Below are 22,266 nucleotides of genomic sequence, written 5' to 3' on the forward strand. Positions count from 1 at the left end.
GGGGGCTTTTTTTTTTTTTTTTTTCTCCCCCCCCCCATTCCGCCCCTGGGGGGCCCCCCCGGGGTGCGGGGCGGGGGGGGGGGGGGGGGCCCCCCCCGCCCCCACCACGGCCCCGACCACGGGGCTCAGCCCGCGAGCACCACCCACACCCAGGCGGCGACGATCAGCAGACAGGCGAGCAGCTCCACCAGCACGCTCGCCCCCGCCGTGCGCATCACCGTACGCGTCGAGGTCAGCGCCTCGCCGTGGCCGCCGAGCCGCAGCCGCTCGGAGCCGTAGACCCCGCCGACAAAGCCCGCCACCGCGCCGACGACCGGGACCACGACGAAACCGACCAGCGCCCCCGTGCCCGCGAACACCGCCATCCGAGGGGTGACGCCCACATACCTCATCCGGCGCGGGCCCAGTTGCCAGACCACCATCTGGGTGAGCAGCAGCAGCGCCGTGGAGCCCACCAGCAGCCACCAGGCCGACGCCATCCGCTCCTGTGCCGACCACCACAGCACCCCGGACCAGACCAGCCAGCTACCAGGAATCCCCGGCACCAGCACCCCGAACAGGCCGAGCAGCATCACCATGCCGACCAGGACGAGCTGCCATGCCTCCATCAGCCAAGGGTGCCGGACCGGCACCGCCATCGCAGGTCGTGCGTGGGCGGTCTCAATCCGCGTCAGCCGCCTGTCCCGCTTCCGTTCCCGGCTCCGGGTCGCGGCTGACCCAGCCCTTCTCGTACGCGTGCCACCCCAGTTGCAGACGGGTCGTCACCCGTGCCAGCTCCATCAGCCCACTCACCCGCCGCTGCACCGTCCGAAGCCCCAGGTCCAGCTGCTTCGCCACGCTCGTGTCCGTCATCCCCGCAAGCAGCAGCGAAAGGATCTCCAGGTCCACGGTGTCAGGGCCCGGTGCCTGGCCCTCCGTCACCTCGGCGTGCAGACCGAGCCGCAGCGGCAGAGCCTCCCGCCACACCGTCTCGAACAGGCCCAGCAGCGACTCAAGAAGCCCGCTCGTATGCACCACGAGCGCCGCCGGCTCGGCACCCCGCTCCGCGAGCGGCACCATCGCCAGCACGCGGTCCACGATCACGAGTTTGGTCGGCACCCGGTCCACGACCCGCACCTGCTCCTCACGGCCGAGCGCAGCCGTCAGCTCGGTCAGCCCCGACGGGCGGGACAGCACATCGCGCTCGATCACCACCCGGTACGCGACACCGCGCCGCGCGGCGCGCTGCTCCGCCTCGTTGTCCAGCCCCGCCACGGCAACCGGGCTTCCGGTGACCAGCGCGCACACCTCGGCGGTGGCTCCGAGCTGGAGTTGCAGAAAGCGGTGTGCCACCGCGCTCGCGCCCGTCACCACCTCGATCAGGTCGTGCACGGCGGGCTCCGCCGCCTCCGTGCGATACGCCTTGGCGAGCAGGTCCGCCGCGAGCGCCGCCTGTTCGAGCTCGAGGCGCTGCCGGGTGAGCAGCGCCCCCAGGGCCGCCGCGGGCGGAGCCGCGACCCAGCGGCCGGTACCGGCGGACGACTGCGCCGCCAGACCCTGCCGCTCCAGTCGGCGCAGGGTGCTCTCGGTGTCCAATTCGGGCAGCGCCAGCCGGTGCGCCAGATCGGTGACTTCCGCGGCGCCGAGCGCCACCAGCGTGCGATACGCCGACTCCTGCCTCGCGTCGAGACCTATCGCTCCCAGCACCCAGACCCCTCCCCGGACCTGTTCATTCCCCTGTTGCGGGCGGGGCCGTCCTGGCGGCAACCGGCCACGGCGCGAACCCGCCGCGTACATCATCCCCAGGACCCGGACCGGCCCACCGCCCATCACATCAGACGCGGGATCAGATCAGCGCCCAGCGCCGGTGCATGGCTGTGACACGGGGTGGCCTGACGTGTCTCTTCGTATACCAGTTCCTACGGCTATTCCGACAAATTCTCCCGTTGGCACACCCTTGACCGGTCCCCTCGGTGGACAATGGGGGCCATGAGCGAGCAGGGGGAGAGGCCCGCCACCGATGATGACTGGTGGCACCGGCTGTATGACGCGTCCGCTCCGGACACCGGCCCCGGGCCCACGGCGGGGGACACGGTCGATGACCGATTCGAGTCCGCGGTGGACACGTTCGGCTGCGAACCCGGACCTGTGTCGTCGTCATTACCGGCGTCCGCGTCCGCCCTGCCTTCCCGTACGCGTCCGGGCGCCTGGTGGGACTCGCTGCTGCCCGGTGCCCGGGCTCCCTGGGAGTCCCCTGCCGAAGGACCGTCCAGCACCCCGCCGCCGGAACGGCAACCCGCCGCCACGGCAGGGACCGGGGCCGTCCCCGACCCCCGCAGCATCCCGGCACCACGCCCCGGGCTCGGCCATGTGGGTGACCGCCCGCCCACCTACGACGCCGAGCCCACCGCTCTGCCACCCGCCGACCCCCAGGAACTCGACGCCCTCGTGGCGGACACCGTGCTCGACGGCGCTTCGTACGGCACGTTCACCCTGCGGGCCGCATCCATACGCGGCGACTCCGCGCGCTTCCGCGGCGAACCGCGACGCGACGTCCTGCTCACCGCCCGATTCGGCGGCGGCGAAGGGGCTCTCGTGCTGGTGGTCGTGGCCAGCGGCGCACGTGCCGGTGAGCGGACCCATCTCGCCGCAGCGGATCTCACCCGCTGGATCGGGTCGGCCGTGGGTCGCAGCCATGTCCGGCTCGCCGACGACATACGAACCGGTCGCCGGGGTGACCTCAAGTCAGGACTGCACCGGCTCACCGACCGCTCCCTGGGTAAACTCCGCGCCCGTGCCACCGAACTCGGCGTGGCACCGGAGGAGTACACCGCCGGTCTGCGTTGTCTGCTGCTGTCCGCCGACCCGGCCTGCCGCACCCGGGTGTTCTTCGGAGTCGGCGAGGGCGGGCTGTTCCGGCTTCGGGACGGTGCCTGGCAGGACCTCGACCCGCGCGTGCCGGAGGCCGCCGTGCGTGGTGAGCCCGTCGTCGGATACGGCTCACCGTCCCCGGGACAGTCCCCGCCCTCGCCGCCGTCCCCGCCAGCGGAAACACCCGACGGCGACCGGCTCACGATGGACCTCGGCGTCCCCACACACGCGGCGCCGCATATCGACGACCCCGTGCCGCCGCCCGCCGAGCCGTTCCGCTTCCGCGCATCCGTGGCCCGTCCGGGGGACACCCTGCTGCTGTGCAGCGCGGGCCTCGCCGATCCGCTGCGCGGCGAACCAGCCTTCTCCGATCGGCTTGCCGAGCGCTGGACCGCACCCGAGCCCCCCGGCCTCGCCGGCTACCTCGCGGACACCCAGCTGAGGGTGAAGGGTTACGCCGACGACCGTACGGCCTGCGCTGTCTGGGAGGCGTGAGCGTACGGGCCGTGGATAGATGGACCCATGGCCAAGCAGAACGTCGCAGAGCAGTTCGTCGACACCCTTGTCCGGGCCGGTGTGCAACGGCTGTACGGAGTCGTCGGCGACAGCCTCAACCCTGTCGTCGACGCCATCCGGCGCAATCCCGGTATCGACTGGATCCAGGTCCGCCACGAGGAGACCGCCGCCTTCGCCGCGGGAGCCGAGGCACAGATCACCGGGCGGCTCGCCGCCTGCGCGGGCTCCTGCGGCCCCGGAAACCTGCACCTCATCAATGGTCTCTATGACGCCCACCGGTCCAGCGCCCCGGTGCTCGCCCTCGCCTCCCACATCCCGTCATCCGAGATCGGCCTCGGCTACTTCCAGGAGACCCACCCCGATCAGCTGTTCCGCGAGTGCAGCCACTACAGCGAGCTGATCTCCAGCCCGAAGCAGATGCCGCGGATCCTCCAGACGGCGATCCAGCACGCCATCGGCCGCAGCGGAGTCAGCGTCGTCGCACTCCCCGGCGATGTCGCATCCGAGCCGGCCCCGGACACGCCCGTCGCGCAGGCGCTGGTCACCACCCGCCCCACGGTCCGCCCCGGCGACGCGGAGATCGACGCACTCGCCCGCATGATCGACGAAGCCGACCGCGTCACCCTCTTCTGCGGCAGGGGAACGGCCGGCGCCCACGCCGAGGTCATGCAGTTCGCGGAGCGCATCAAGTCACCCGTCGGTCACGCGCTTCGCGGGAAGGAGTGGATTCAGTACGAGAATCCCTACGACGTCGGTATGAGCGGGCTGCTGGGCTACGGGGCCGCGTACGAGGCCACTCATGAGTGCGATCTGCTGATCCTGCTCGGCACGGACTTCCCGTACAACGCCTTCCTCCCGGACGACGTCAGGATCGCTCAGGTAGATGTGCAGCCCGAGCACCTCGGCCGCCGCTCCAGGCTCGACCTCGCCGTCTGGGGCGATGTGCGCGAGACGCTGCGCTGCCTCACCCCGCGGGTGCGCGCCAAGACGGACCGCCGCTTTCTCGACAAGATGCTGAGGAAGCACGCCGACGCACTCGAAGGCGTGATCAAGGCGTACACCCGCAAGGTCGACAAGCACGTGCCGATCCATCCCGAGTACGTCACCTCCGTGCTGGATGAACTCGCCGCCGATGACGCGGTGTTCACCGTGGACACCGGCATGTGCAACGTATGGGCCGCCCGCTACCTCACGCCCAACGGGCGCCGCCGCATCATCGGCTCCTTCAGCCATGGCTCCATGGCCAACGCGCTGCCCCAGGCCATCGGCACGCAGTTCATCGACCGTGACCGACAGGTCGTGTCGATGTCCGGCGACGGCGGATTCTCCATGCTGATGGGGGACTTCCTCACCCTGGTCCAGTACGACCTGCCGGTGAAGGTCGTACTCTTCAACAACTCCTCCCTGAGCATGGTCGAGTTGGAGATGCTGGTGGCGGGGCTGCCCTCGTACGGGACGACCTACCGCAACCCCGACTTCGCGGCGATCGCCCGAGCGGTGGGCGCCCACGGTGTGCGGGTGGAGAAGCCGAAACAGCTCGCGGGAGCGCTGAGGGACGCCTTCGCGCACAAGGGACCCGCCCTGGTGGACATCGTCACCGATCCCAACGCGCTGTCCATTCCCCCGAGGATCAGTGCCGAGATGGTCACCGGCTTCGCACTCTCCGCCAGCAAGATCGTGCTGGACGGCGGCGTCGGCAGGATGGTCCAGATGGCCCGTTCCAACCTCCGGAACATGCCGCGCCCTTGACAAGCGGAGGGTGCATGTTCCCTCACACGCCGTGAAATACGCATGCGTCGGCAGCGCGGGGGCGGGGCATGCATTCCAGGGTGCCTGTTCGGGCTGCGAACAGGATGAGACGAAGGGACCGTTCCGACGTGCTGTGGGGGATGATGACAAAGCGTCAGGGAAGGTCCGAGCCGGGGCAGTTGCGTCGAAGAGTTGGGCGGTCGGATCTGCGGGCCGTGCCCGAGGTGAGACGTGCGCTGCGGGACCTGCTGGGGCGCGGCGACTGGGGAGGCGGGTCGGGCTCGGCCGAAGTGGCGGAGCTGCTGGTCAGCGAGCTGGTGACCAATGCTCTGGTGCACACCGACGACGGCGCGGTGGTGACGGCGACCGTGGCGCCCGCCCGGCTGCGGGTCGAGGTGCGTGACTTCACCTCGGGAGCCGACGATCCGCATCTGCCGGTCCCGGCCGTGGGCGATGACAGTACACACGGCAGGGGACTCCTGCTGGTGCAGAACCTCGCGGACGCCTGGGGAGTGCGGGCGCATGCCCTGGGCAAGGTGGTGTGGTTCGAGCTGGACGGGGGACGGAAGTGACGTCGCTCGGCCCGGGCGGGGGGGGGGGGCCCCCCCCCCCCCGGGCCGGGTGTGGGTGTCGTATCAGCCGAACTGCCGCTCGAGGTCCTGGAGTTTGCGCTCCAGCGAGTCCAGCCGCGGCAGCGTCTGGGTGTCGTCCTCGGCGGTCAGATCGACCGTGACGGGGGTGCGGGCCTCAGCGGTCCGCACGGCCTGGAGGGAGGGCCGGGAGCGAGAGGGCAGTTGTCCCGTCTCGGATAGGGCAGGCTCCGCTGATGATCCCACGGCCGCCGGTGGGGAGCTCGCCGAGCCGCCCATCGCGGTGACATCCACCTGCCGACCGCCACGGGCGCGGTTCCATGCGCGGTGCTGCCGGTTGAGCGCCCGCAGCCTGGCCCGCTCCAGCTTGTCCTGCTCGCGCCGGCGCAGCCGGTTCTGCTCCTTCTCCCGGCGGTCCTCTCGCACCTCGTCGACGGCCTCGTCCAGCGTGCGTACGCCTTCGAGAAGCATCAGCGACCAGGCGCCGAAGGTCTCACGGGGTGCCCGCATCCAGCGTACGGCCCTGATCTGCGGCAACGGACGTGGCACCAGGCCCTGTTCGCGCAGTGCGGCCCGGCGTGTCTGCTTCAGCGCGCGGTCGAAGAGCACCGCGGCCGACAGTGACATGCCCGCGAAGAACTGCGGTGCACCCGCGTGGTCGAGGCCGCGTGGGGCGTGGACCCAGTTGAACCAGGCGGCGGCGCCCGCGAACATCCACACCAGCAGCCGGGAGCCGAGGGCGGCATCGCCGTGGCTGGCTTCGCGCACGGCCAGCACCGAGCAGAACATGGCGGCACCGTCGAGGCCGAACGGCACCAGGTACTCCCAGCCTCCGGTGAGGTTGAGATTCTGCCGGCCGAAGCCGACGAGTCCGTGGAAGGAGAGCGCCGCGGCGACCGCCGCGCAGCAGAAGAGGAGCACATAGGAAGCGGTCCCGTAGATCGCTTCCTTGCGGCGCCGGCGCTCCTCACTGCGCTCCCAGGAGTCCTCGGCCGCGGAGCCTTCGCCGGCACGCTTGGCGCGTGCGAGCACCGCCACCGCCGCCACGGCACCTGCGAGCAGCACGCCGCCCGGAAGCAGCCAGTTCAGCGATATGTCGGTCAGTCTCATCGGGGTCCCTTGCATCCTTGCTACTGCATCGCGGTAGGGCCTTTCGGCCGCCATATTGGCCGAAGTCCCGTGGCGGGCAGTGGGTTTCGTGGCAAGAGAAGGCCAACGAGGCGATAGCGCAGCCGAATAGCTGACAAATGGGGGCGTACTTTTCGAACGGCTCTCTGTTTTCGCGAGCGTGCGTTCGAGTTGGCGAGCCTGCCTCGGACTCGCCTCTGCAGTCCTATGCAGCCCTGCGGAGCGTGTCCGTGTCGCTGGTGCGGGGACACGTGACGCAGGTGTCGTCGGGGCGGAGGGTGTAGAAGAGGCAGCAGCTCGCGCGGTCGCGGGTGGGCAGCGGCGTGCCGTCGGGGTCGGTGAGCTCACGGAAGCCCGCCGTCCCGACGTAGGGCTTCGTGGTGCCCGGCAGCAGGGCCTCGAGCTCTGCGATCGCCCGCCGCTCCTCGCCCAGCAGATGGGCGATGTGCCAGAGCCCTTCGGTGACCTCGTCGGTGGCCATGCCCCACAGGGCCCGCCTGCCCCGCCGCATCCGTGGGCCGAAGCCTTCGAGCACGGGTGCGAGATGTCCGGCCACCGCGTCCCGTACCTCGGTGCGCAGCGCCTCCTCGTCCGGGACCACCCGGGCTCCCGGCAGGGCGGCGGCCGGATCGCCGGGCAGGCAGGCGAAGTCGCGCACCCGGACGGTCATCCGCCCCAGGCTGCGCTGGAGGGCCACGTCCTCGACGTGCACCCGCGGCACCCGGCGGTGCAGAAACCAGGGCACCGTGATCAGCAGGCAGGCGGGCCAGGCGTACCGGTGGAGCCCGAAGCTGGCGATCACGTCGGGGCGTGCCTGGCAGCCGTAGTCGCGGAGCACCTGGGCGTTGTCCCAGGCGAGGAACGCGTCCAGGGCGGGACCGCCCGCTGCGAGGTCGGCCGCCATGACCCAGCCACCGTCCCGTGGGGTCGGTTCGCCGTCCGCCAGTTCCTTGATCCTCAGGCCGGGGAACACCTCGGTCAGCCGGCCGTACGCGTCCGTGACGGGCGAGACGGCGTCGGCCGTCGGAGGTGCGAGCTGCGAGCCGGGGATGACGGTTCCGGGGACGGTCATGGCAGACCACCAAATCGCGATCGTTAGTAGGTAAGCCTAACCTTATCCGATCCGATCCGTGTTTGCCCCTTTACACTGAGGGCACCAAGTCCCCGGTGTCAGCGTATGTGGGTATGTGCCGGGCTCGCACGACGCCGACGCCGGAGGAGGACCCCAGTGGAGCAGGGCAGAGCGCGCGGTACGTCCGCGGCGCGTCCCCTCGGGTTCCCCCGCGCGGCCGCGGAGGCCGTGCGCGGCGAGCACACGCACAGCGAGCCCCCGGCGCCAGGCGCGGGGGTCGCTCCCGTCGGGCACGTCCCGGGGCCGCGTCCCCCCGTCACGGCCGTGCGCCGTCACTCCGTCCGCGGCCAGGTGCTCCAGGCCCTGCGCGCGGCGCTGGTCAGCGGCGAGATGACGCCGGGCGAGGTCTACTCCGCCCCCGTGCTCGCCGAGCGCTTCGGGGTCTCCGCCACCCCGGTGCGCGAGGCCATGCAGCAGCTGGCCACCGAAGGCGCCGTCGAGGTCGTCCCCAATCGGGGCTTCAGGGTCATCGAGCACGACGCCCGCGAGCTGGCCGAGCTCGCCGAGGTCCGTGCCCTGCTCGAGGTCCCCGTGGTCCTGCGGCTCGCCCGCACCCTCCCCGCCGCTCGCTGGAGCGAGCTGCGCCCGCTCGCCGAGGCCACCACCCGGGCCGCCGCCACCGGCGACCGGGCGGTCTACGCGGAGTCGGACCGTGCCTTCCACCGCGCGATCCTCGCCTTCGCCGGGAACGGCCAGCTCGTCGGCATCGCCGACGAGCTGCACCGCCGGTCCCAGTGGCCGCTGCCGACCCCCCGCACCAGCCACGAGCCCGCACAACCTCCGCGTCGCGCCCTGCTGATCGCCGATGCCGCCGAGCACACCGCGCTGCTCGACGCGTTGATCGCCCAGGACCTGACCGTGGTGAGCGCACTGGTGCACGAGCACTTCGCGGGCGCCGACCTCTGAGCAGCGGACCGGCGAGGCACGGCTGTCGAACACCAGGCGTCAGGCCCGACCGGTCAGCCGTGCCGTCCGACGTCCATGGTGTGCCCCGCCGTCGACGCCGCGCCGGCGGAGCCCGATGGCCGCCGCGGATCTGATCGTGCTCACCGGGGATATCGCCCGCCCCCCGATCGGCCCGGGTCATGGAGCGGTTCCCCGGCCCCGGTGACCGCATGGTGTGGGTCCGGGCAACGCGGACCACGAACTCGCCGGGTACCGGCGCGGGTTGCGCAGGCATACCCACGCCGACTGCCGCGAGGAAGCGGCTGTCGGCGTGTTCAGGCCGCCGGAGCCGGCTGCGTCGGCGGCGACAACTGGTCGGCGAGCCAGGTCGGTACGCCCCCCAGCAGTCGGAACAGCCGCCTTGCCTCGGCCCGCAGCCGCCCTGCCTCGGGCTCCGGTTCGGTGTCGGCGAGCGCGGTCAGTGCAGGGGCCGTACCGACGAGGTAGCCCAGCTCCTCCCGGATCCGGAGGGACTCCCTGAACCCCTCCCGGGCCTCGGCCAGTTCACCGTCACGCAATGCCAGCGCGGCGAGATGGCGCCAGGTGAAGGAGAGCAGCAGCGTGTCGTTCTGGGTGACAGCCCCCGCATGTGCGCGGTGATAGGCGGCGCGAGCGGACTGCGGTGAGTCGGCGAGGTGTTCGGCGACGAGGCCCCGCCGGAAGTCCAGCAGAGCCCGCCCGGGAGCATCCGGCGCGAGCAGCGCCGCCGCTCTGCCGAGGGCCGCACTGGCTTCGTCCGCCCGATCGCGTACGCCCAGCACCGTTGAGGAATAGGCGAGTTGACCACGCTCGCAGGCCGCGGCACCCCGCTCGTCATCACTGGCCGCCGCCGCCTCGGCCGTACGCAGCGCGTCCTCGGCGTCTTCCCAGCCCGTCCCGGTGAACAAGCAGCGCTCCACCAGCAGCGCGGTGCGCTGGAGGGTGAGCGCGGGGGATGAGGGGTGGGGCGCCAGCAGGGCCGCCGCGTCGGACCAGCAGCCGCGCGAGCGCAGCCGCCATACCGCGGTCTGGAGCGGCTCGTCACCTGCGGTGGATCCGGAACCAGACATGGCGGTATACGCCACATTGTCCTCCCCTAGCGCGCCATTGTGCTGTTGGGACAGACCGAATCTCAGCATGGATAGGTATGCCTGGCCAAGCCCTCTGGTGAATCAGTTCACAATCGCTCGGTTCCGGTCGATCAAGATCACAGAAGCGTCGCGACACCGCAGACTGCGCCCACCGGGAGCGCTCGTCCCCTCGCCCGCCCGGCTCAGCTCATCCGCAGTGCCAGGAAGAAGTCCAGCTTGTCCTCGAGCCGGGAAAGGTCACGCCCCGTCAACTGCTCGATCCTGCCCACCCGGTACCGGAGCGTGTTCACGTGCAGATGCAGCCGTGTGGCACACCGCGTCCAGGAGCCGTCGCAGTCCAGGAACGCCTCCAGGGTGGGGATGAGCTCCGCGCGGTGGCGCTCGTCGTAGTCGCGCAGCGGGTCGAGCAGCCGGGCGGTGAAGGCACGGCGGACGTCGTCGGGGACGAAGGGGAGCAGCAGGACATGGGAGGCCAGCTCGTGGTGGCCGGCCGCGCAGACGCGACCGGGGCGGGCGGCGGCGACGCGGCGGGCGTGGCGGGCTTCCTCCAGGGCGCCGCGGAGGCCCTCGGCGGAGTGGACGGCGGCGCTGACGCCGAGGGTGAGGCGGCCGTCGCCGTCGAGGCCGGCGGACAGGGGGGCGTGGACGGCGGCGAGCAGGGCGTCCGCGTGGAGGCCCGCGCTGCTGGTGCCGACGTCGGAGGCGGGGCCTTCGAGCAGATCGCCGGCCGACTCGTCGGACGCGTCCGTCGCGGCCACCGCGGGGAGCGGCACCAGGGCGATGGCTTCGTCGCCGACGTGTGCGACGGCGATACGGTCGGCCGAGTCCGGGCCCGTGGTCGCCGGGTCGACCAGGATCTCCTCGAGCAGCGACTGGGCCACCGGACCCGACTCGACGGGGGTGCCCCCGGTCTCGTCCCAGTCCACCCGTGCGACCACGACCTGCCAGTGCGGGGCGGTGCCGAGCCCAGGCAGCAGCACGGGCGCGGCGACCCGCAGTCGGGCGGCGATCTCGGGCGGTGCCGCGCCGGACTGGACGAGTTCCAGGACCTCCTGGGCGAGGCGGCGGCGTACGGTGCGGGCCGCCTCGCGACGGTCCCGTTCCACGGCGATCAGCTGGGTGACGCCCTGGAGCAGATCGAGCCGGGCAGCGGGCCAGTCCGATGCGTCGGCTTCGACGGCGAGCAGCCAGTCGGACAGCACCGACTCCCGGACGTCCCGCACCTCGCGCGAGGTGGCACCCGGGGTCCGTCCGGTGTTGCGGATCGGGAAGAGCGAATAGATTGATCCTTCAACCGTCGCGCGATAGGGGGCGCGCCGTCCACTCCGGCTGGCGGCCAGGTGCTCACCGGCGAGGGTGGCGCTCACCTCCTGGGACAGGGGCTCGCCCGCGCCCGCGACCTGCCGTCCGGTGGGGGAGAGAACCCAAGCGTGCAGGTCGAGGTCGGTGCCGAGCAGGTCGAGCACCACTTCGGGGCCGCCGCCTGCCGGGCCTGAGGTCATCATCCGGCGGTGCCGGTCCACCACGGCGGCCAGGTCTCCGGCGCGCTCGCCCGATACCTGTCGTACGACATGCTCGGTGATCGTCGCGAAGGCAACGGACTCATGGACGGCGAAGAGTGGCATCTTGTGCCGTAGGCAGGCCTCGACCAGGTCGTCCGGGACAGCGCCCAGCTCCGCCTCGCCCGCCGCGAGCCCCGCGACCCCCGAAGTTGCGAGAATACGGACAAAAGACTCGGAATCCTCGGGTGAGCGGCGCCAGGCGAGCCCCGTGAGGACCAGTTCACCGCCAGACAGATAGCGGCTCGGGTCCCGCAGGTCGGTCGTCATCACGCCGCGCACACCACGGTCCAGCTCGTCGTCGCCGCCGAGCAGCCGCAGTCCCAGCGCGTCGGTCTCCAGCAGTGCGCGCAGCCGCATCTCGTCGCCGCCGATCTGTCTCGTTGTAGCCGTTGGAGTGATCCGGGGGCAGCGCCCCCGGTTTCAGGAGGAAAGCGGGGAGGTTACCGGGGCCCACCTTTCGTTCGAATCTACAAGACCTGGGTGCCCACCAGCCAACTCCTTCATGGTTTCGGTGACTGCACCCGCCGAGGACGGTGCTTGTGTACTGGTGCGGCACCGCCTTTACAGGAACCAGACACTCCACCCGGGGCCGGCCGTCACCCAGTCCCTGAGAACGACCGAATCACGAAGAAGAGAGCCACTCATGGACTTCCTTCGTCCCAGTAGCTGGGAGGAGGCGCTCGCCGCCAAGGCCGAGCACCCCACGGCCGTGCCGATCGCGGGTGGCACCGATGTCATGGTCGAGATCAACTTCGACCACCGGCGCCCCGAGTACCTCATGGACCTGGGCCGCATCGCCGAGTTGTCCGACTGGGAAGTGGCCGAGGAGTCCGTCCGTCTCGGTGCCTCCGTGCCGTACTCCCGGATCATGCAGCACCTCCGGGCCGAGCTCCCGGGTCTCGCGCTCGCCTCGCACACCGTGGCCTCCCCTCAGATCCGCAACCGTGGCGGTGTCGGAGGCAACCTCGGCACCGCCTCGCCGGCCGGGGACGCCCACCCCGCCCTGCTGGCCGCGGGCGCCGAGGTCGAGGTGGAGTCGGTACGCGGCGTCCGGCGCATCCCGATCGACGAGTTCTACACCGGTGTGAAGCGCAACGCCCTCGCGCCGGACGAGCTGATCAGGGCGATCCACATCAAGAAGGCCGAAGGGCCGCAGCAGTACTCCAAGGTCGGCACCCGCAACGCGATGGTCATCGCGGTGTGCGCCTTCGGTATCGCCCTGCACCCCGCAACCCGCACCGTGCGCACCGGCATCGGCTCGGCCGCGCCCACCCCGGTGCGTGCCAAGGCCGCCGAGGAGTTCCTGAACGCCGCGCTGGAGGACGGCGGCTTCTGGGACAGCGGCAGGATCATCACCCCCTCGATCGCCAAGCAGTTCGCCGAGCTCGCATCGGCCGCGTGCAACCCGATCGACGACGTCCGCGGCACCGCCAGGTACCGCCGCCACGCGGTCGGCATCATGGCCCGCCGCACCCTCGGCTGGACCTGGGAGCAGTACCGCGGCACCGGCCGCACGCTGGAAGGAGCTGCCTGATCATGCGCGTCAATTTCACGGTCAACGGCCGCCGTCAGGAAGCCGACGATGTCTGGGAAGGCGAGAGTCTCCTCTACGTACTGCGTGAGAGGCTCGGTCTCCCCGGCTCCAAGAACGCCTGTGAACAGGGCGAATGCGGCTCCTGTACGGTCCGCCTCGACGGCGTGCCGGTCTGCGCCTGCCTGGTGGCCGCCGGACAGGTCGAGGGCCGCGAGGTCGTCACCGTCGAGGGCCTCGCGGACTTCGCCCAGCAGCGCACCGCATCCTGTGCCACGGGCGCCTGCGGCGACGCCGGCACGTCCACCGAGTGCGACGCTGCCGGTACGTCCCTCCAGGACGCGCAGCGCTGGAGCGCCCGCGGCACCGACTCGCAGACCGGCGAGGGCACCGAGCTCGCCCCGATCCAGCAGGCGTTCATCGACGCCGGAGCCGTGCAGTGCGGATTCTGCACCCCGGGCCTGCTGGTCGCGGCCGACGAGCTGCTGGAGCGCAACGCATCTCCGTCCGACGCGGACATCCGCGAGGCACTGTCCGGCAATCTCTGCCGCTGCACCGGCTACGAGAAGATCCTCGACGCGGTCCGACTCGCGGCCGCCCGTCAGGGAGAGGCGGTCTGATCACCATGGCGCTGAATCCCCGAGTCCCCGCGAGCCCGCGGGCCGCCACCACCCCGGCCGGCGCTCCCACCAAGGTCACCCAGGGTTCCCCGACCAAGGGCGGCATCGGCGAGTCCACGCTGCGCCCCGACGGCACCCTCAAGGTCACCGGTGAGTTCGCGTACTCGTCCGACATGTGGCACGAGGACATGCTGTGGGGCCAGATCCTGCGCTCCACCGTCTCCCACGCCGAGATCGTGTCCATCGACACCTCCGAAGCACTCGCCCAGGCCGGTGTGTACGCCGTACTCACCTATGACGATCTGCCGACCGAGGTGAGGAACTACGGTCTGGAGATCCAGGACACCCCCGTCCTCGCCAACGGCGTGGTGCGCCACCACGGTGAGCCGGTCGCCCTGGTCGCCGCCGACCACCCGGAGACCGCACGCCGTGCCGCCGCGAAGATCAAGGTCGAGTACCGCGAGCTGCCGGTCGTCACCGACGAGGCCTCCGCTACCGCGCCCGACGCGCCCCTGCTGCACCCGGGCCGCGACGACCACCACGCGGGGCACGTCGCCCACCCCAACATCGTCCACCGCCAGCCCATCGTCCGCGGGGACGCCGACGAGGCCGCCAGGCGCGCGGATGTGATCGTCAAGGGCGAGTACGTCTTCGGCATGCAGGACCAGGCCTTCCTCGGCCCCGAGTCCGGTCTCGCCGTGCCCGCCGAGGACGGCGGGGTCGACCTGTACGTCGCCACCCAGTGGCTGCACTCGGACCTCCGCCAGATCGCCCCCGTACTCGGCCTGCCCGAGGAGAAGGTCCGCATGACGCTCTCCGGCGTCGGCGGCGCCTTCGGTGGCCGCGAGGACCTGTCGATGCAGATCCACGCCTGCCTGCTGGCGCTGCGCACCGGCAAGCCGGTGAAGATCGTCTACAACCGGTTCGAGTCCTTCTTCGGCCATGTCCACCGCCACCCGGCGAAGCTGTATTACGAGCACGGCGCCACCCGGGACGGCAAGCTCACGCACATGAAGTGCCGGATCGTCCTGGACGGCGGCGCCTATGCGTCCGCCTCCCCGGCGGTCGTCGGCAACGCCTCGTCCCTCTCCGTCGGCCCGTACGTCGTGGACGACGTCGACATCGAGGCGATCGCGCTCTACACCAACAACCCGCCCTGCGGCGCCATGCGCGGCTTCGGCGCGGTCCAGGCCTGCTTCGCCTACGAGGCCCAGATGGACAAGGTCGCGGCCGAACTGGGCATGGACCCGGTCGAGTTCCGGCAGATCAACGCCATGGAGCAGGGCACGCTCCTGCCGACCGGGCAGCCGGTCGACTCCCCGGCCCCGGTCGCCGAGCTGCTGCGCCGTGTCAAGGCCATGCCGCTGCCACCCGAGCAGCAGTGGGTCACCACCGAAGGCGCCGATGTGCGCGCGCTGCCCGGCGGACTGTCCAACACCACCCACGGCGAAGGCGTCGTACGCGGGGTCGGCTACGCCGTCGGCATCAAGAACGTCGGGTTCTCCGAGGGATTCGACGACTACTCCACCGCCAGGGTGCGCATGGAGGTCGTGGGTGGATCACCCGTCGCGACCGTGCACACCGCGATGGCGGAAGTGGGCCAGGGCGGTGTCACCGTGCACGCCCAGATCGCCCGCACCGAGCTGGGCGTCACCCAGGTGACGATCCATCCCGCCGACACCCAGGTCGGCTCCGCGGGCTCCACCTCCGCCTCCCGCCAGACCTATGTCACCGGAGGCGCGGTCAGGAACTCCTGCGAGGCCGTGCGTGAACAGGTCCTGGCGATCGGACGCCGCAAGTTCGGTTCGTACCACCCCGCCTGGGCCACCGCCGAGCTGCTGCTCGAAGGCGGCAAGGTCGTCACCGACGGCGGCGAGGTGCTCGCCGACCTGGTGGACGTGCTGGAGGACGAGGCCGTCGAGGTGGAGCTCGAATGGCGGCACCGCCCCACCGAGGCCTTCGACCTGCGCACCGGCCAGGGCAACGGCCATGTCCAGTACTCCTTCGCCGCCCACCGCGCGGTGGTGGAGGTCGACACCGAGCTCGGTCTCGTCAAGGTCGTCGAACTGGCCTGCGCCCAGGATGTGGGCAAGGCGCTCAACCCGCTCTCCGTCGTCGGCCAGATCCAGGGTGGCACCACCCAGGGCCTGGGCATGGCGGTGATGGAGGAGATCATCGTCGACCCGAAGACCGCGAAGGTGCGCAACCCCTCCTTCACGGACTACCTCATCCCCACGATCCTCGACACGCCGACCATCCCCGTCGACGTGCTCGAACTCGCCGACGAGCACGCTCCGTACGGGCTGCGCGGCATCGGCGAAGCCCCCACCCTGTCGTCCACCCCGGCCGTCCTCGCGGCGATCCGGAACGCGACAGGACTCGAGCTGAACAGGACACCGGTGCGGCCAGAGCACCTCACCGGTACCTGACAGCCCGCCAGCACCCTCCGGACGGCGCGTGCCCCGGTACGCCACAGTCCACGCGCCCGCGCCGTCCGGAGGACCCCGTACCGCACCGCTCGCGGTACGGCAGCCCCGCGGTCACCCCCGCCCAGTGGTTGAGCAGTGTCGTTCGTTCGTCTCGGGCCGTCTCCCGGGTCGTGCAGCCAGCGCAAGATCCCAAATCCCGCAGTTCCCCACGGCTTCCACGCCGTGCGCGGGTGCCCCTATGAACCTTGGGAGTAGGCAACCATGACCCAGTCGTCTGTGGAGCCGAAGATCACCGCGGAGGATGCGGGCCCCGGCTCGCCCGTCCCCGCCGGGCGGTCCTGGCTTGACCGGTACTTTCACATCTCCGAACGAGGATCCACCGTCGCGCGCGAAGTGCGCGGTGGCATCACCACCTTCATGGCGATGGCGTACATCCTCCTGCTCAACCCCCTGATCCTGAACGGCAAGGACGCGGCGGGCAACGTCCTCAGCCAGCCCGGTCTCATCACCGCGACCGCGTTCGCGGCAGCCGCGTCCACCCTGCTGATGGGCTTCATCGGCAAGGTCCCGCTCGCCCTCGCGGCCGGCCTCAGCGTCTCCGGGGTCGTCGCTTCGCAGGTGGTGCCGCAGATGACCTGGCCGCAGGCCATGGCCATGTGCGTGGTGTACGGCCTGGTGATCTGCCTCCTGGTCGTCACCGGTCTGCGTGAGCTGGTGATGAACGCGATCCCGCTTCCGCTGAAACACGGCATCACCATGGGTATCGGTCTGTTCATCGCCCTGATCGGCCTGGTCAAGGCCGGCTTCGTCGGCCACGGCGCCGAGTACGGTCCACCCGTCCAGCTCGGCAGCACCGGTGAGCTCGCCGGCTGGCCCGTACTGATCTTCTGCGTCACCCTGCTGCTGATCTTCATGCTCCAGGCCCGCCGCATACCTGGCGCGATCCTCATCGGCATCGTCGTCGGCACCGTCGTCGCGGTGGTCGTCCACAACGTCGCAGGGCTCGATGCCAAGGCGTGGAACATGTCCCCGCCCGAGCTGAGCGGCAGCGCCGTCTCCATGCCCGACTTCTCACTCTTCGGCCAGGTCGAGTTCGGCGGCTGGGGCGACGTCGGCGCGATGACGGTCGGCTTCATCGTCTTCACGCTGGTGCTGGCGGGCTTCTTCGACGCCATGGCCACCATCATCGGTGTCGGTACGCAGGCCAAGCTGGCCGACGACAAGGGCCGGATGCCCGGACTGTCGAAAGCCCTGTTCGTCGACGGCGCCGGCGGCGCCATCGGCGGTGTCGCGGGCGGCTCGGGACAGACCGTCTTCGTGGAGTCCGCCACGGGCGTCGGCGAGGGCGCGAGAACCGGTCTCGCGTCGGTCGTCACGGGCCTCTTCTTCGCCGCCTGCCTCTTCTTCACCCCGCTCACGGCGATCGTGCCGCCCCAGGTAGCCTCCGCGGCCCTGGTGGTCATCGGCGCGATGATGATGCAGAACGCCCGGCACGTGGACTGGAACGACCCCTCGGTCGCCATCCCGGTCTTCCTCACGGTGGTGCTGATGCCGTTCACCTACAGCATCACGCCGGGTGTCGCCGCCGGTGTCATCTCCTACGTCGCCATCAAGGTCGCCCAGGGCAAGGGGCGCGAAGTGGGCGCCTTCATGTGGGGCCTGACCGCGATCTTCGTGGTCTTCTTCGCCCTCAGCCCTATCGAGGGCTGGTTCGGGGTCCACTGACCCCGCGCCGCGCCGGCCATGCACGCAACCAGACCCCGAGGAGACCGACATGCTGGACATCGCCGAAGAGCTGCACCGGTGGGTCGTGCAGGGACGTGACTTCGCCGTAGCCACCGTGGTGGCGGTCGGCGGCAGCGCGCCCCGGCAGCCGGGTGCCGCACTCGCCGTCGACAGCGAGGGCACGGCGATCGGGTCGGTCTCCGGGGGGTGCGTGGAGGGCGCGGTCTACGAGCTGTGCCGACAGGCGCTCGAGGACGGCGTGACCGTACTCGAGCGCTTCGGCTACAGCGACGACGACGCCTTCGCCGTGGGCCTGACCTGCGGCGGGATCATCGACATCCTTGTGACCCCGGTCCGGCGTACCGACACGGCCGCCCGCGGGGTCTTCGCGGACGCGCTGTCCATGTCGGCGCGCGGGCAGGCGGCCGCCCTCGCGCGGATCACCGACGGACCTGCCGACCTGTTGGGGCGGGCCCTGCTGGTCCACCCGGACGGTTCGTATGAAGGCGGCCTCGGCGGCCACCCCGAACTGGACCGCACCGCGGCCTGCGAGGCCCGCGCACTCCTGGACGCGGGGCGCACCGGCACCGCCGTCATCGGCGCGGACGGCGCCCGCTGCGGACAGCCGCTGACCCTGCTGGTCGAGTCCAGCGTGCCGCCGCCCCGCATGATCGTCTTCGGCGCGATCGACTTCGCGTCCGCGTTGGTGCGGGTGGGGAAGTTCCTCGGCTACCACGTGACCGTGTGCGACGCCCGACCCGTCTTCGCGACCCGGCAGCGCTTCCTGGAGGCGGACGAGATCATCGCGGCCTGGCCGCACCGCTATCTGGCATCGACCGAAGTCGACGGCCGTACGGTGCTGTGCGTGCTGACGCATGACGCCAAGTTCGACGTGCCGCTGCTCGAACTGGCACTGACGCTCCCGGTGGCGTACATCGGCGCGATGGGCTCGCGCCGCACCCACGAGGACCGCAACCGGCGGCTCCGCGAAGCCGGGGTCGCCGAGCCCGCCCTCGCCCGGCTGCGCTCCCCGATCGGCCTCGACCTCGGCGCCCGTACCCCCGAGGAGACGGCCCTGTCGATCGCCGCGGAGATCGTCGCGGACCGCCGCGGTGGAAGTGGCATCTCACTGACGGGCGCACACACCGCGATCCACCACGACGCCCCGCGTACCCGCGTCGGGCTGGTCGCGGCCATGGGCTCGGTGGCCTGACCCGGCCGCTCAGCCGGGCCCAGAAGCCGCTCAGTCGGGTCCCAGAAAAGGCGCACAAATGGACACATAGCTAAAATCGGGGGCATGGCTGAGCGGCCCGCAGCGCCCACAGCGCCCGAGCTGGTCATCGAAACCGACGGGGGCTCGACGCTGATGAGCCCGGACCGGGTCTACCACGTCGGGCGGGACCCGCTGAGTGACGTCGTGATCGACGACGCCCGGGTCTCCTGGCACCACGCGGTGCTGAGGACCGAGGCGGACCACTGGACGCTGGAGGACGAGAACAGCACCAACGGCACCTACACCGAGGGCCGTCGCATCCGGGAGTGGGGCGTGGGCCCCGGGAGCGTCATTCGGTTCGGCAGCGCGCAGGACGGTCCGCGTGCCGTCCTCGTCGGCACCGCACCCGCCGCCCCACCGGAGCCTGCGCAGGCCGCCCCGACGGGTCCCTTTGCCGTGCCGGCGCCGACACCGATCCCGCACCCCGCCGTCACCGGTACCTTCCGGCAGCCGACCACCGTACGCCCACTGCCCACCCGCACCGTCAGGATCGGCCGCTCACCGGAGAACGACCTGGTCATCGACGACCTGATCGTCTCGCGTCGGCATGCCGAGCTGCGTGCCCTGCCCGACGGCAGCTACGAGATCGCGGACATCGGCAGTCACAACGGCACGTACCTCAACGGCCAGCGAATCACCCGTGCCGCCGTCACCGCGGCGGACATCGTCGGCATCGGCCACTCCACCTTCTGCCTCGTCGGCGACGAGCTCCAGGAGTTCGTGGACTCCGGTGAGGTCTCGCTCGACGTCCAGGACCTCGCCGTCTCGGTCGACGACGGCAAGGGCGGCACGAAGGTGCTGCTGGACCATGTCTCCTTCCCCGTCGGCGAGAAGTGCCTGCTCGGCGTGGTCGGGCCGAGCGGAGCGGGGAAATCCACCCTGCTCAACGCGCTCACCGGCCTGCGCCCCGCCAACCACGGCACGGTCCTCTACGACGGCCGTGACCTCTACCGGGACTACGCCGAGCTGCGCCGCCGCATCGGGCTCGTACCGCAGGACGACATCCTGCACCTCCAACTCACCGTGCGCCGGGCCCTGTCCTACGCCGCCGAGCTGCGATTCCCCGAGGACACGGCGGAGGCGGAGCGCGAGGCCAGGGTCGAGGAGGTCATCCAGGAACTCGGCCTGGAGCAGCGCGCCGACCAGCCCATCCACACCCTCTCGGGTGGGCAGCGCAAACGCGTCAGCGTCGCACTCGAACTGCTCACCAAGCCCTCGCTGCTGTTCCTGGACGAACCGACCTCGGGTCTCGACCCCGGGATGGACCGCTCGGTCATGCATATGCTGCGCGGGCTCGCCGACGACGGCCGCACGGTCATCGTCGTCACGCACAGCGTGCTCAGCCTGGATGTGTGCGACCGGCTGCTGGTGCTCGCACCGGGCGGGCGGATCGCCTTCTTCGGAGCACCCGAGGACGCCCTGTCGTTCTTCGGCTTCGACGACTGGCCGGTGGCCTTCGAGGCGTTCGAGAACGACCGGGGCCGCGACTGGGCGGGCCAGTACCGCGCGTCCCCGTACTTCCACCAGCACATCGGTCACCTCGGCGCGGGAGCCCCGCCGCGGGCGCAGGACACGGACCGGCAGTCGGTGGACGTGGCGCCACCGCCCAAGTCGCAGAGCTGGTTCGCCCAGCTGCGCACGCTCGTACGCCGCTACGCCGCCGTGCTGAGTGCCGACCGCACCTTCCTGATCATCATGATCGCGCTGCCGTTCGGCATGGGTGCGATGGCGCGGGGCCTGGCCGGCAGCAAGTTCACCCAGGAGACCGCGCTCGACGCCCTGCTCGTGCTGTGCGTGGGCGGGGTCCTGACCGGCGCGGCGAACGCGGTACGCGAATTGGTCAAGGAACGGGTCATCTACCAGCGGGAGCGGGCCGTCGGGCTGTCCAGGTCCGCGTATCTGATGTCCAAGGTCGTGGTGCTGGGCGTGATCACCGTCGCCCAGGCCGTGGTGCTCACCCTCGTAGGCCTGCTCGGCGTCGATCTGAGCACCCCCGACGGCATGGGGGTGCTGATGCCTCCGCTGATCGAGATCACGCTGGCCGTCGCACTCCTGTCGTTCACCTCGATGATGATGGGCCTGGTGATCTCCGCTCTCGTGCCCAAGGAGGAGGTCACCATGCCGCTGCTGGTTCTCCTCACCATGCTCCAGATCGTGTTCTGCGGGGCACTGCTGGATCTGGACGGAGTGCTGGGCATGGAGCAGATCGCCTGGCTGGTCCCGGCTCGCTGGGCCTTCGCGGCGATGTCGGACACCGTGGACATCGCCCGCATCGTGCCAGGCCCCGACACCGACGATCCGCTCTTCGAGCACTCCGCCGCCCTCTGGGCGCAGAACATGGCCGTGATGGCGGTGTACTGCGTCTTCCTCTGGTTCGTGGTCGCCCGACTGCTCAGGCGCCATGAACCCGAGGTCATGCGGAAGTAGACGGCGGAGGATGCGACATGGTGGATCTGCCTGAGATGACCGAATTCGCCGCCGTGCCGGGCTTCCGGCCGACGCATGTCGTACCCGGTGACGGACTGCCCACCTGGGAGAGTCCGGACGCCGCCCGGCCCAGCGCACCGCTCGACCCCTTCCTCCCGGTGGAACTCCTCGACCGGCGCGGTGACTGGGGCCGTGTGCTGTGCGCCAACGGCTGGTCCACCTGGGTCGACGGGCGGTTGCTCGTCCCCGTACCGCAGTCCCCGCCACCGGCCGGTCAGCCGCTCGCCCGGACGGCGGACCCACGGCCGCTGCTCGACCGCGCCGAGGAGTTGCTGGGGCGCTACCGGAGGGCGGTGGACGACCTGGCGGAGCAGCGCACGGACGGGGAGGCCTTCCGCAGGGCCACCCAGGGCATGCGGGTGGGGATGGTCGTGGACGGGGAGTCGATGTGGTTGTACGAGGCGGAGCACGAGCGCTGGGTGTACTGCGACGGTGACCAGCTGACGGTGTTCGTGACGGAGGGGTTCCCGCCGGGGCCGGGTGCTGCCGGCCGGGGTGCGGTGCCGAGCGGTCCCGGATCCCGACCGGACGCCGCGGACGACGGGCGGTCGGCCCGTCCGCCCACGCAGATCGTCAGCCATGAGGGCACCATGCCCGGCAACGGCAACGGCAACGGCAACGGCAACAGCAACAGCAACGGCGACCGCGACCGGGGGTGA

Annotated in this window: 17 protein-coding genes; 11 read left to right on the forward strand and 6 right to left on the reverse strand. The window is 71.0% G+C overall.

The features are described 5' to 3' along the window. Window positions 1–125: 125 nt before the first annotated feature. On the reverse strand, window positions 126–608 hold the full coding sequence (locus tag ACFV6V_RS17860; RefSeq protein ID WP_385565684.1) for a DUF456 domain-containing protein: 483 nt from the start codon (window positions 606–608) through the stop codon (window positions 126–128). A 52-nt stretch (window positions 609–660) separates the two neighbouring features. Next, window positions 661–1,686, reverse strand: a complete 1,026-nt coding sequence (locus ACFV6V_RS17865) for a helix-turn-helix domain-containing protein (protein ID WP_385565686.1) — start codon at window positions 1,684–1,686, stop codon at window positions 661–663. A 282-nt stretch (window positions 1,687–1,968) separates the two neighbouring features. On the opposite strand from ACFV6V_RS17865, the gene ACFV6V_RS17870 reads away from it, so the two are divergent. From ACFV6V_RS17870 to ACFV6V_RS17880, 3 genes are all read left to right on the forward strand, one after another. Further along, window positions 1,969–3,345: a protein phosphatase 2C domain-containing protein gene (locus ACFV6V_RS17870; protein WP_385565689.1), complete on the forward strand. Its 1,377-nt coding sequence runs from the start codon at window positions 1,969–1,971 to the stop codon at window positions 3,343–3,345. A 27-nt stretch (window positions 3,346–3,372) separates the two neighbouring features. Beyond that, window positions 3,373–5,115, forward strand: coding sequence for a pyruvate dehydrogenase (locus tag ACFV6V_RS17875; protein WP_385565691.1), 1,743 nt, complete (start codon window positions 3,373–3,375; stop codon window positions 5,113–5,115). Between the two features lie 140 nt (window positions 5,116–5,255). Then, the gene (locus ACFV6V_RS17880; protein ID WP_385565692.1) at window positions 5,256–5,687 is read left to right on the forward strand and encodes an ATP-binding protein; all 432 of its coding nucleotides are present in this window, start codon (window positions 5,256–5,258) and stop codon (window positions 5,685–5,687) included. Between the two features lie 63 nt (window positions 5,688–5,750). Here ACFV6V_RS17880 and ACFV6V_RS17885 read toward each other — a convergent pair whose 3' ends face one another. Both ACFV6V_RS17885 and ACFV6V_RS17890 read right to left on the reverse strand, forming a co-directional pair. Next, a complete protein-coding gene (locus ACFV6V_RS17885; RefSeq protein ID WP_385565694.1) occupies window positions 5,751–6,815 on the reverse strand; it encodes a DUF2637 domain-containing protein in 1,065 nt (354 codons plus the stop codon). A gap of 223 nt (window positions 6,816–7,038) precedes the next feature. Further along, window positions 7,039–7,905: a (2Fe-2S)-binding protein gene (locus ACFV6V_RS17890; protein WP_385565697.1), complete on the reverse strand. Its 867-nt coding sequence runs from the start codon at window positions 7,903–7,905 to the stop codon at window positions 7,039–7,041. A gap of 105 nt (window positions 7,906–8,010) precedes the next feature. Here ACFV6V_RS17890 and ACFV6V_RS17895 point away from each other — a divergent pair, with 105 nt between their 5' ends. After that, window positions 8,011–8,871, forward strand: coding sequence for a GntR family transcriptional regulator (locus ACFV6V_RS17895; RefSeq protein ID WP_385565700.1), 861 nt, complete (start codon window positions 8,011–8,013; stop codon window positions 8,869–8,871). A 314-nt stretch (window positions 8,872–9,185) separates the two neighbouring features. Here ACFV6V_RS17895 and ACFV6V_RS17900 read toward each other — a convergent pair whose 3' ends face one another. Both ACFV6V_RS17900 and ACFV6V_RS17905 read right to left on the reverse strand, forming a co-directional pair. Next, complete coding sequence (locus ACFV6V_RS17900) at window positions 9,186–9,959, reverse strand: hypothetical protein (RefSeq protein WP_385565702.1); 774 nt, start codon at window positions 9,957–9,959, stop codon at window positions 9,186–9,188. A 203-nt stretch (window positions 9,960–10,162) separates the two neighbouring features. Beyond that, complete coding sequence (locus tag ACFV6V_RS17905) at window positions 10,163–11,899, reverse strand: PucR family transcriptional regulator (RefSeq protein ID WP_385565705.1); 1,737 nt, start codon at window positions 11,897–11,899, stop codon at window positions 10,163–10,165. 286 nt (window positions 11,900–12,185) lie between these two features. Between ACFV6V_RS17905 and ACFV6V_RS17910 the strand changes: the two genes are divergently transcribed. The 7 genes from ACFV6V_RS17910 to ACFV6V_RS17940 all read left to right on the forward strand — a co-directional run bounded on the left by ACFV6V_RS17910 (window position 12,186) and on the right by ACFV6V_RS17940 (window position 22,266). Next, complete coding sequence (locus tag ACFV6V_RS17910; RefSeq protein ID WP_385565707.1) at window positions 12,186–13,076, forward strand: FAD binding domain-containing protein; 891 nt, start codon at window positions 12,186–12,188, stop codon at window positions 13,074–13,076. Window positions 13,077–13,078: 2 nt separating this feature from the next. Continuing rightward, on the forward strand, window positions 13,079–13,693 hold the full coding sequence (locus tag ACFV6V_RS17915; RefSeq protein ID WP_385565710.1) for a (2Fe-2S)-binding protein: 615 nt from the start codon (window positions 13,079–13,081) through the stop codon (window positions 13,691–13,693). Between the two features lie 5 nt (window positions 13,694–13,698). Continuing rightward, window positions 13,699–16,122 (forward strand): xanthine dehydrogenase family protein molybdopterin-binding subunit, encoded by a 2,424-nt coding sequence (locus ACFV6V_RS17920; RefSeq protein ID WP_385565712.1) that lies wholly within the window; start codon window positions 13,699–13,701, stop codon window positions 16,120–16,122. A gap of 261 nt (window positions 16,123–16,383) precedes the next feature. Next, window positions 16,384–17,847: an NCS2 family permease gene (locus tag ACFV6V_RS17925; protein ID WP_385565715.1), complete on the forward strand. Its 1,464-nt coding sequence runs from the start codon at window positions 16,384–16,386 to the stop codon at window positions 17,845–17,847. Between the two features lie 49 nt (window positions 17,848–17,896). Continuing rightward, window positions 17,897–19,060, forward strand: coding sequence for an XdhC family protein (locus ACFV6V_RS17930; protein WP_385565717.1), 1,164 nt, complete (start codon window positions 17,897–17,899; stop codon window positions 19,058–19,060). Window positions 19,061–19,144: 84 nt separating this feature from the next. Continuing rightward, window positions 19,145–21,547 (forward strand): FHA domain-containing protein, encoded by a 2,403-nt coding sequence (locus ACFV6V_RS17935; RefSeq protein ID WP_385565720.1) that lies wholly within the window; start codon window positions 19,145–19,147, stop codon window positions 21,545–21,547. Between the two features lie 17 nt (window positions 21,548–21,564). After that, window positions 21,565–22,266, forward strand: a complete 702-nt coding sequence (locus tag ACFV6V_RS17940) for a hypothetical protein (RefSeq protein WP_385565722.1) — start codon at window positions 21,565–21,567, stop codon at window positions 22,264–22,266.

It is taken from the genome of Streptomyces sp. NPDC059828 (genome assembly GCF_042731955.1).
GTDB lineage: Bacteria > Actinomycetota > Actinomycetes > Streptomycetales > Streptomycetaceae > Streptomyces.

Bases quoted from the DNA above. Each gene is read 5' to 3' on its own strand.
- ACFV6V_RS17880 (WP_385565692.1), top strand. From the start codon at position 5,256: ATGATGACAAAGCGTCAGGGAAGGTCCGAGCCGGGGCAGTTGCGTCGA.
- ACFV6V_RS17870 (WP_385565689.1), top strand. From the start codon at position 1,969: ATGAGCGAGCAGGGGGAGAGGCCCGCCACCGATGATGACTGGTGGCAC.
- ACFV6V_RS17935 (WP_385565720.1), top strand. From the start codon at position 19,145: ATGGCTGAGCGGCCCGCAGCGCCCACAGCGCCCGAGCTGGTCATCGAA.
- ACFV6V_RS17925 (WP_385565715.1), top strand. From the start codon at position 16,384: ATGACCCAGTCGTCTGTGGAGCCGAAGATCACCGCGGAGGATGCGGGC.
- ACFV6V_RS17860 (WP_385565684.1), bottom strand. From the start codon at position 608: ATGGAGGCATGGCAGCTCGTCCTGGTCGGCATGGTGATGCTGCTCGGC.
- ACFV6V_RS17915 (WP_385565710.1), top strand. From the start codon at position 13,079: ATGCGCGTCAATTTCACGGTCAACGGCCGCCGTCAGGAAGCCGACGAT.
- ACFV6V_RS17910 (WP_385565707.1), top strand. From the start codon at position 12,186: ATGGACTTCCTTCGTCCCAGTAGCTGGGAGGAGGCGCTCGCCGCCAAG.
- ACFV6V_RS17895 (WP_385565700.1), top strand. From the start codon at position 8,011: ATGTGGGTATGTGCCGGGCTCGCACGACGCCGACGCCGGAGGAGGACC.
- ACFV6V_RS17920 (WP_385565712.1), top strand. From the start codon at position 13,699: ATGGCGCTGAATCCCCGAGTCCCCGCGAGCCCGCGGGCCGCCACCACC.
- ACFV6V_RS17885 (WP_385565694.1), bottom strand. From the start codon at position 6,815: ATGAGACTGACCGACATATCGCTGAACTGGCTGCTTCCGGGCGGCGTG.
- ACFV6V_RS17875 (WP_385565691.1), top strand. From the start codon at position 3,373: ATGGCCAAGCAGAACGTCGCAGAGCAGTTCGTCGACACCCTTGTCCGG.
- ACFV6V_RS17930 (WP_385565717.1), top strand. From the start codon at position 17,897: ATGCTGGACATCGCCGAAGAGCTGCACCGGTGGGTCGTGCAGGGACGT.
- ACFV6V_RS17890 (WP_385565697.1), bottom strand. From the start codon at position 7,905: ATGACCGTCCCCGGAACCGTCATCCCCGGCTCGCAGCTCGCACCTCCG.
- ACFV6V_RS17905 (WP_385565705.1), bottom strand. From the start codon at position 11,899: ATGCGGCTGCGCGCACTGCTGGAGACCGACGCGCTGGGACTGCGGCTG.
- ACFV6V_RS17940 (WP_385565722.1), top strand. From the start codon at position 21,565: ATGGTGGATCTGCCTGAGATGACCGAATTCGCCGCCGTGCCGGGCTTC.
- ACFV6V_RS17900 (WP_385565702.1), bottom strand. From the start codon at position 9,959: ATGTCTGGTTCCGGATCCACCGCAGGTGACGAGCCGCTCCAGACCGCG.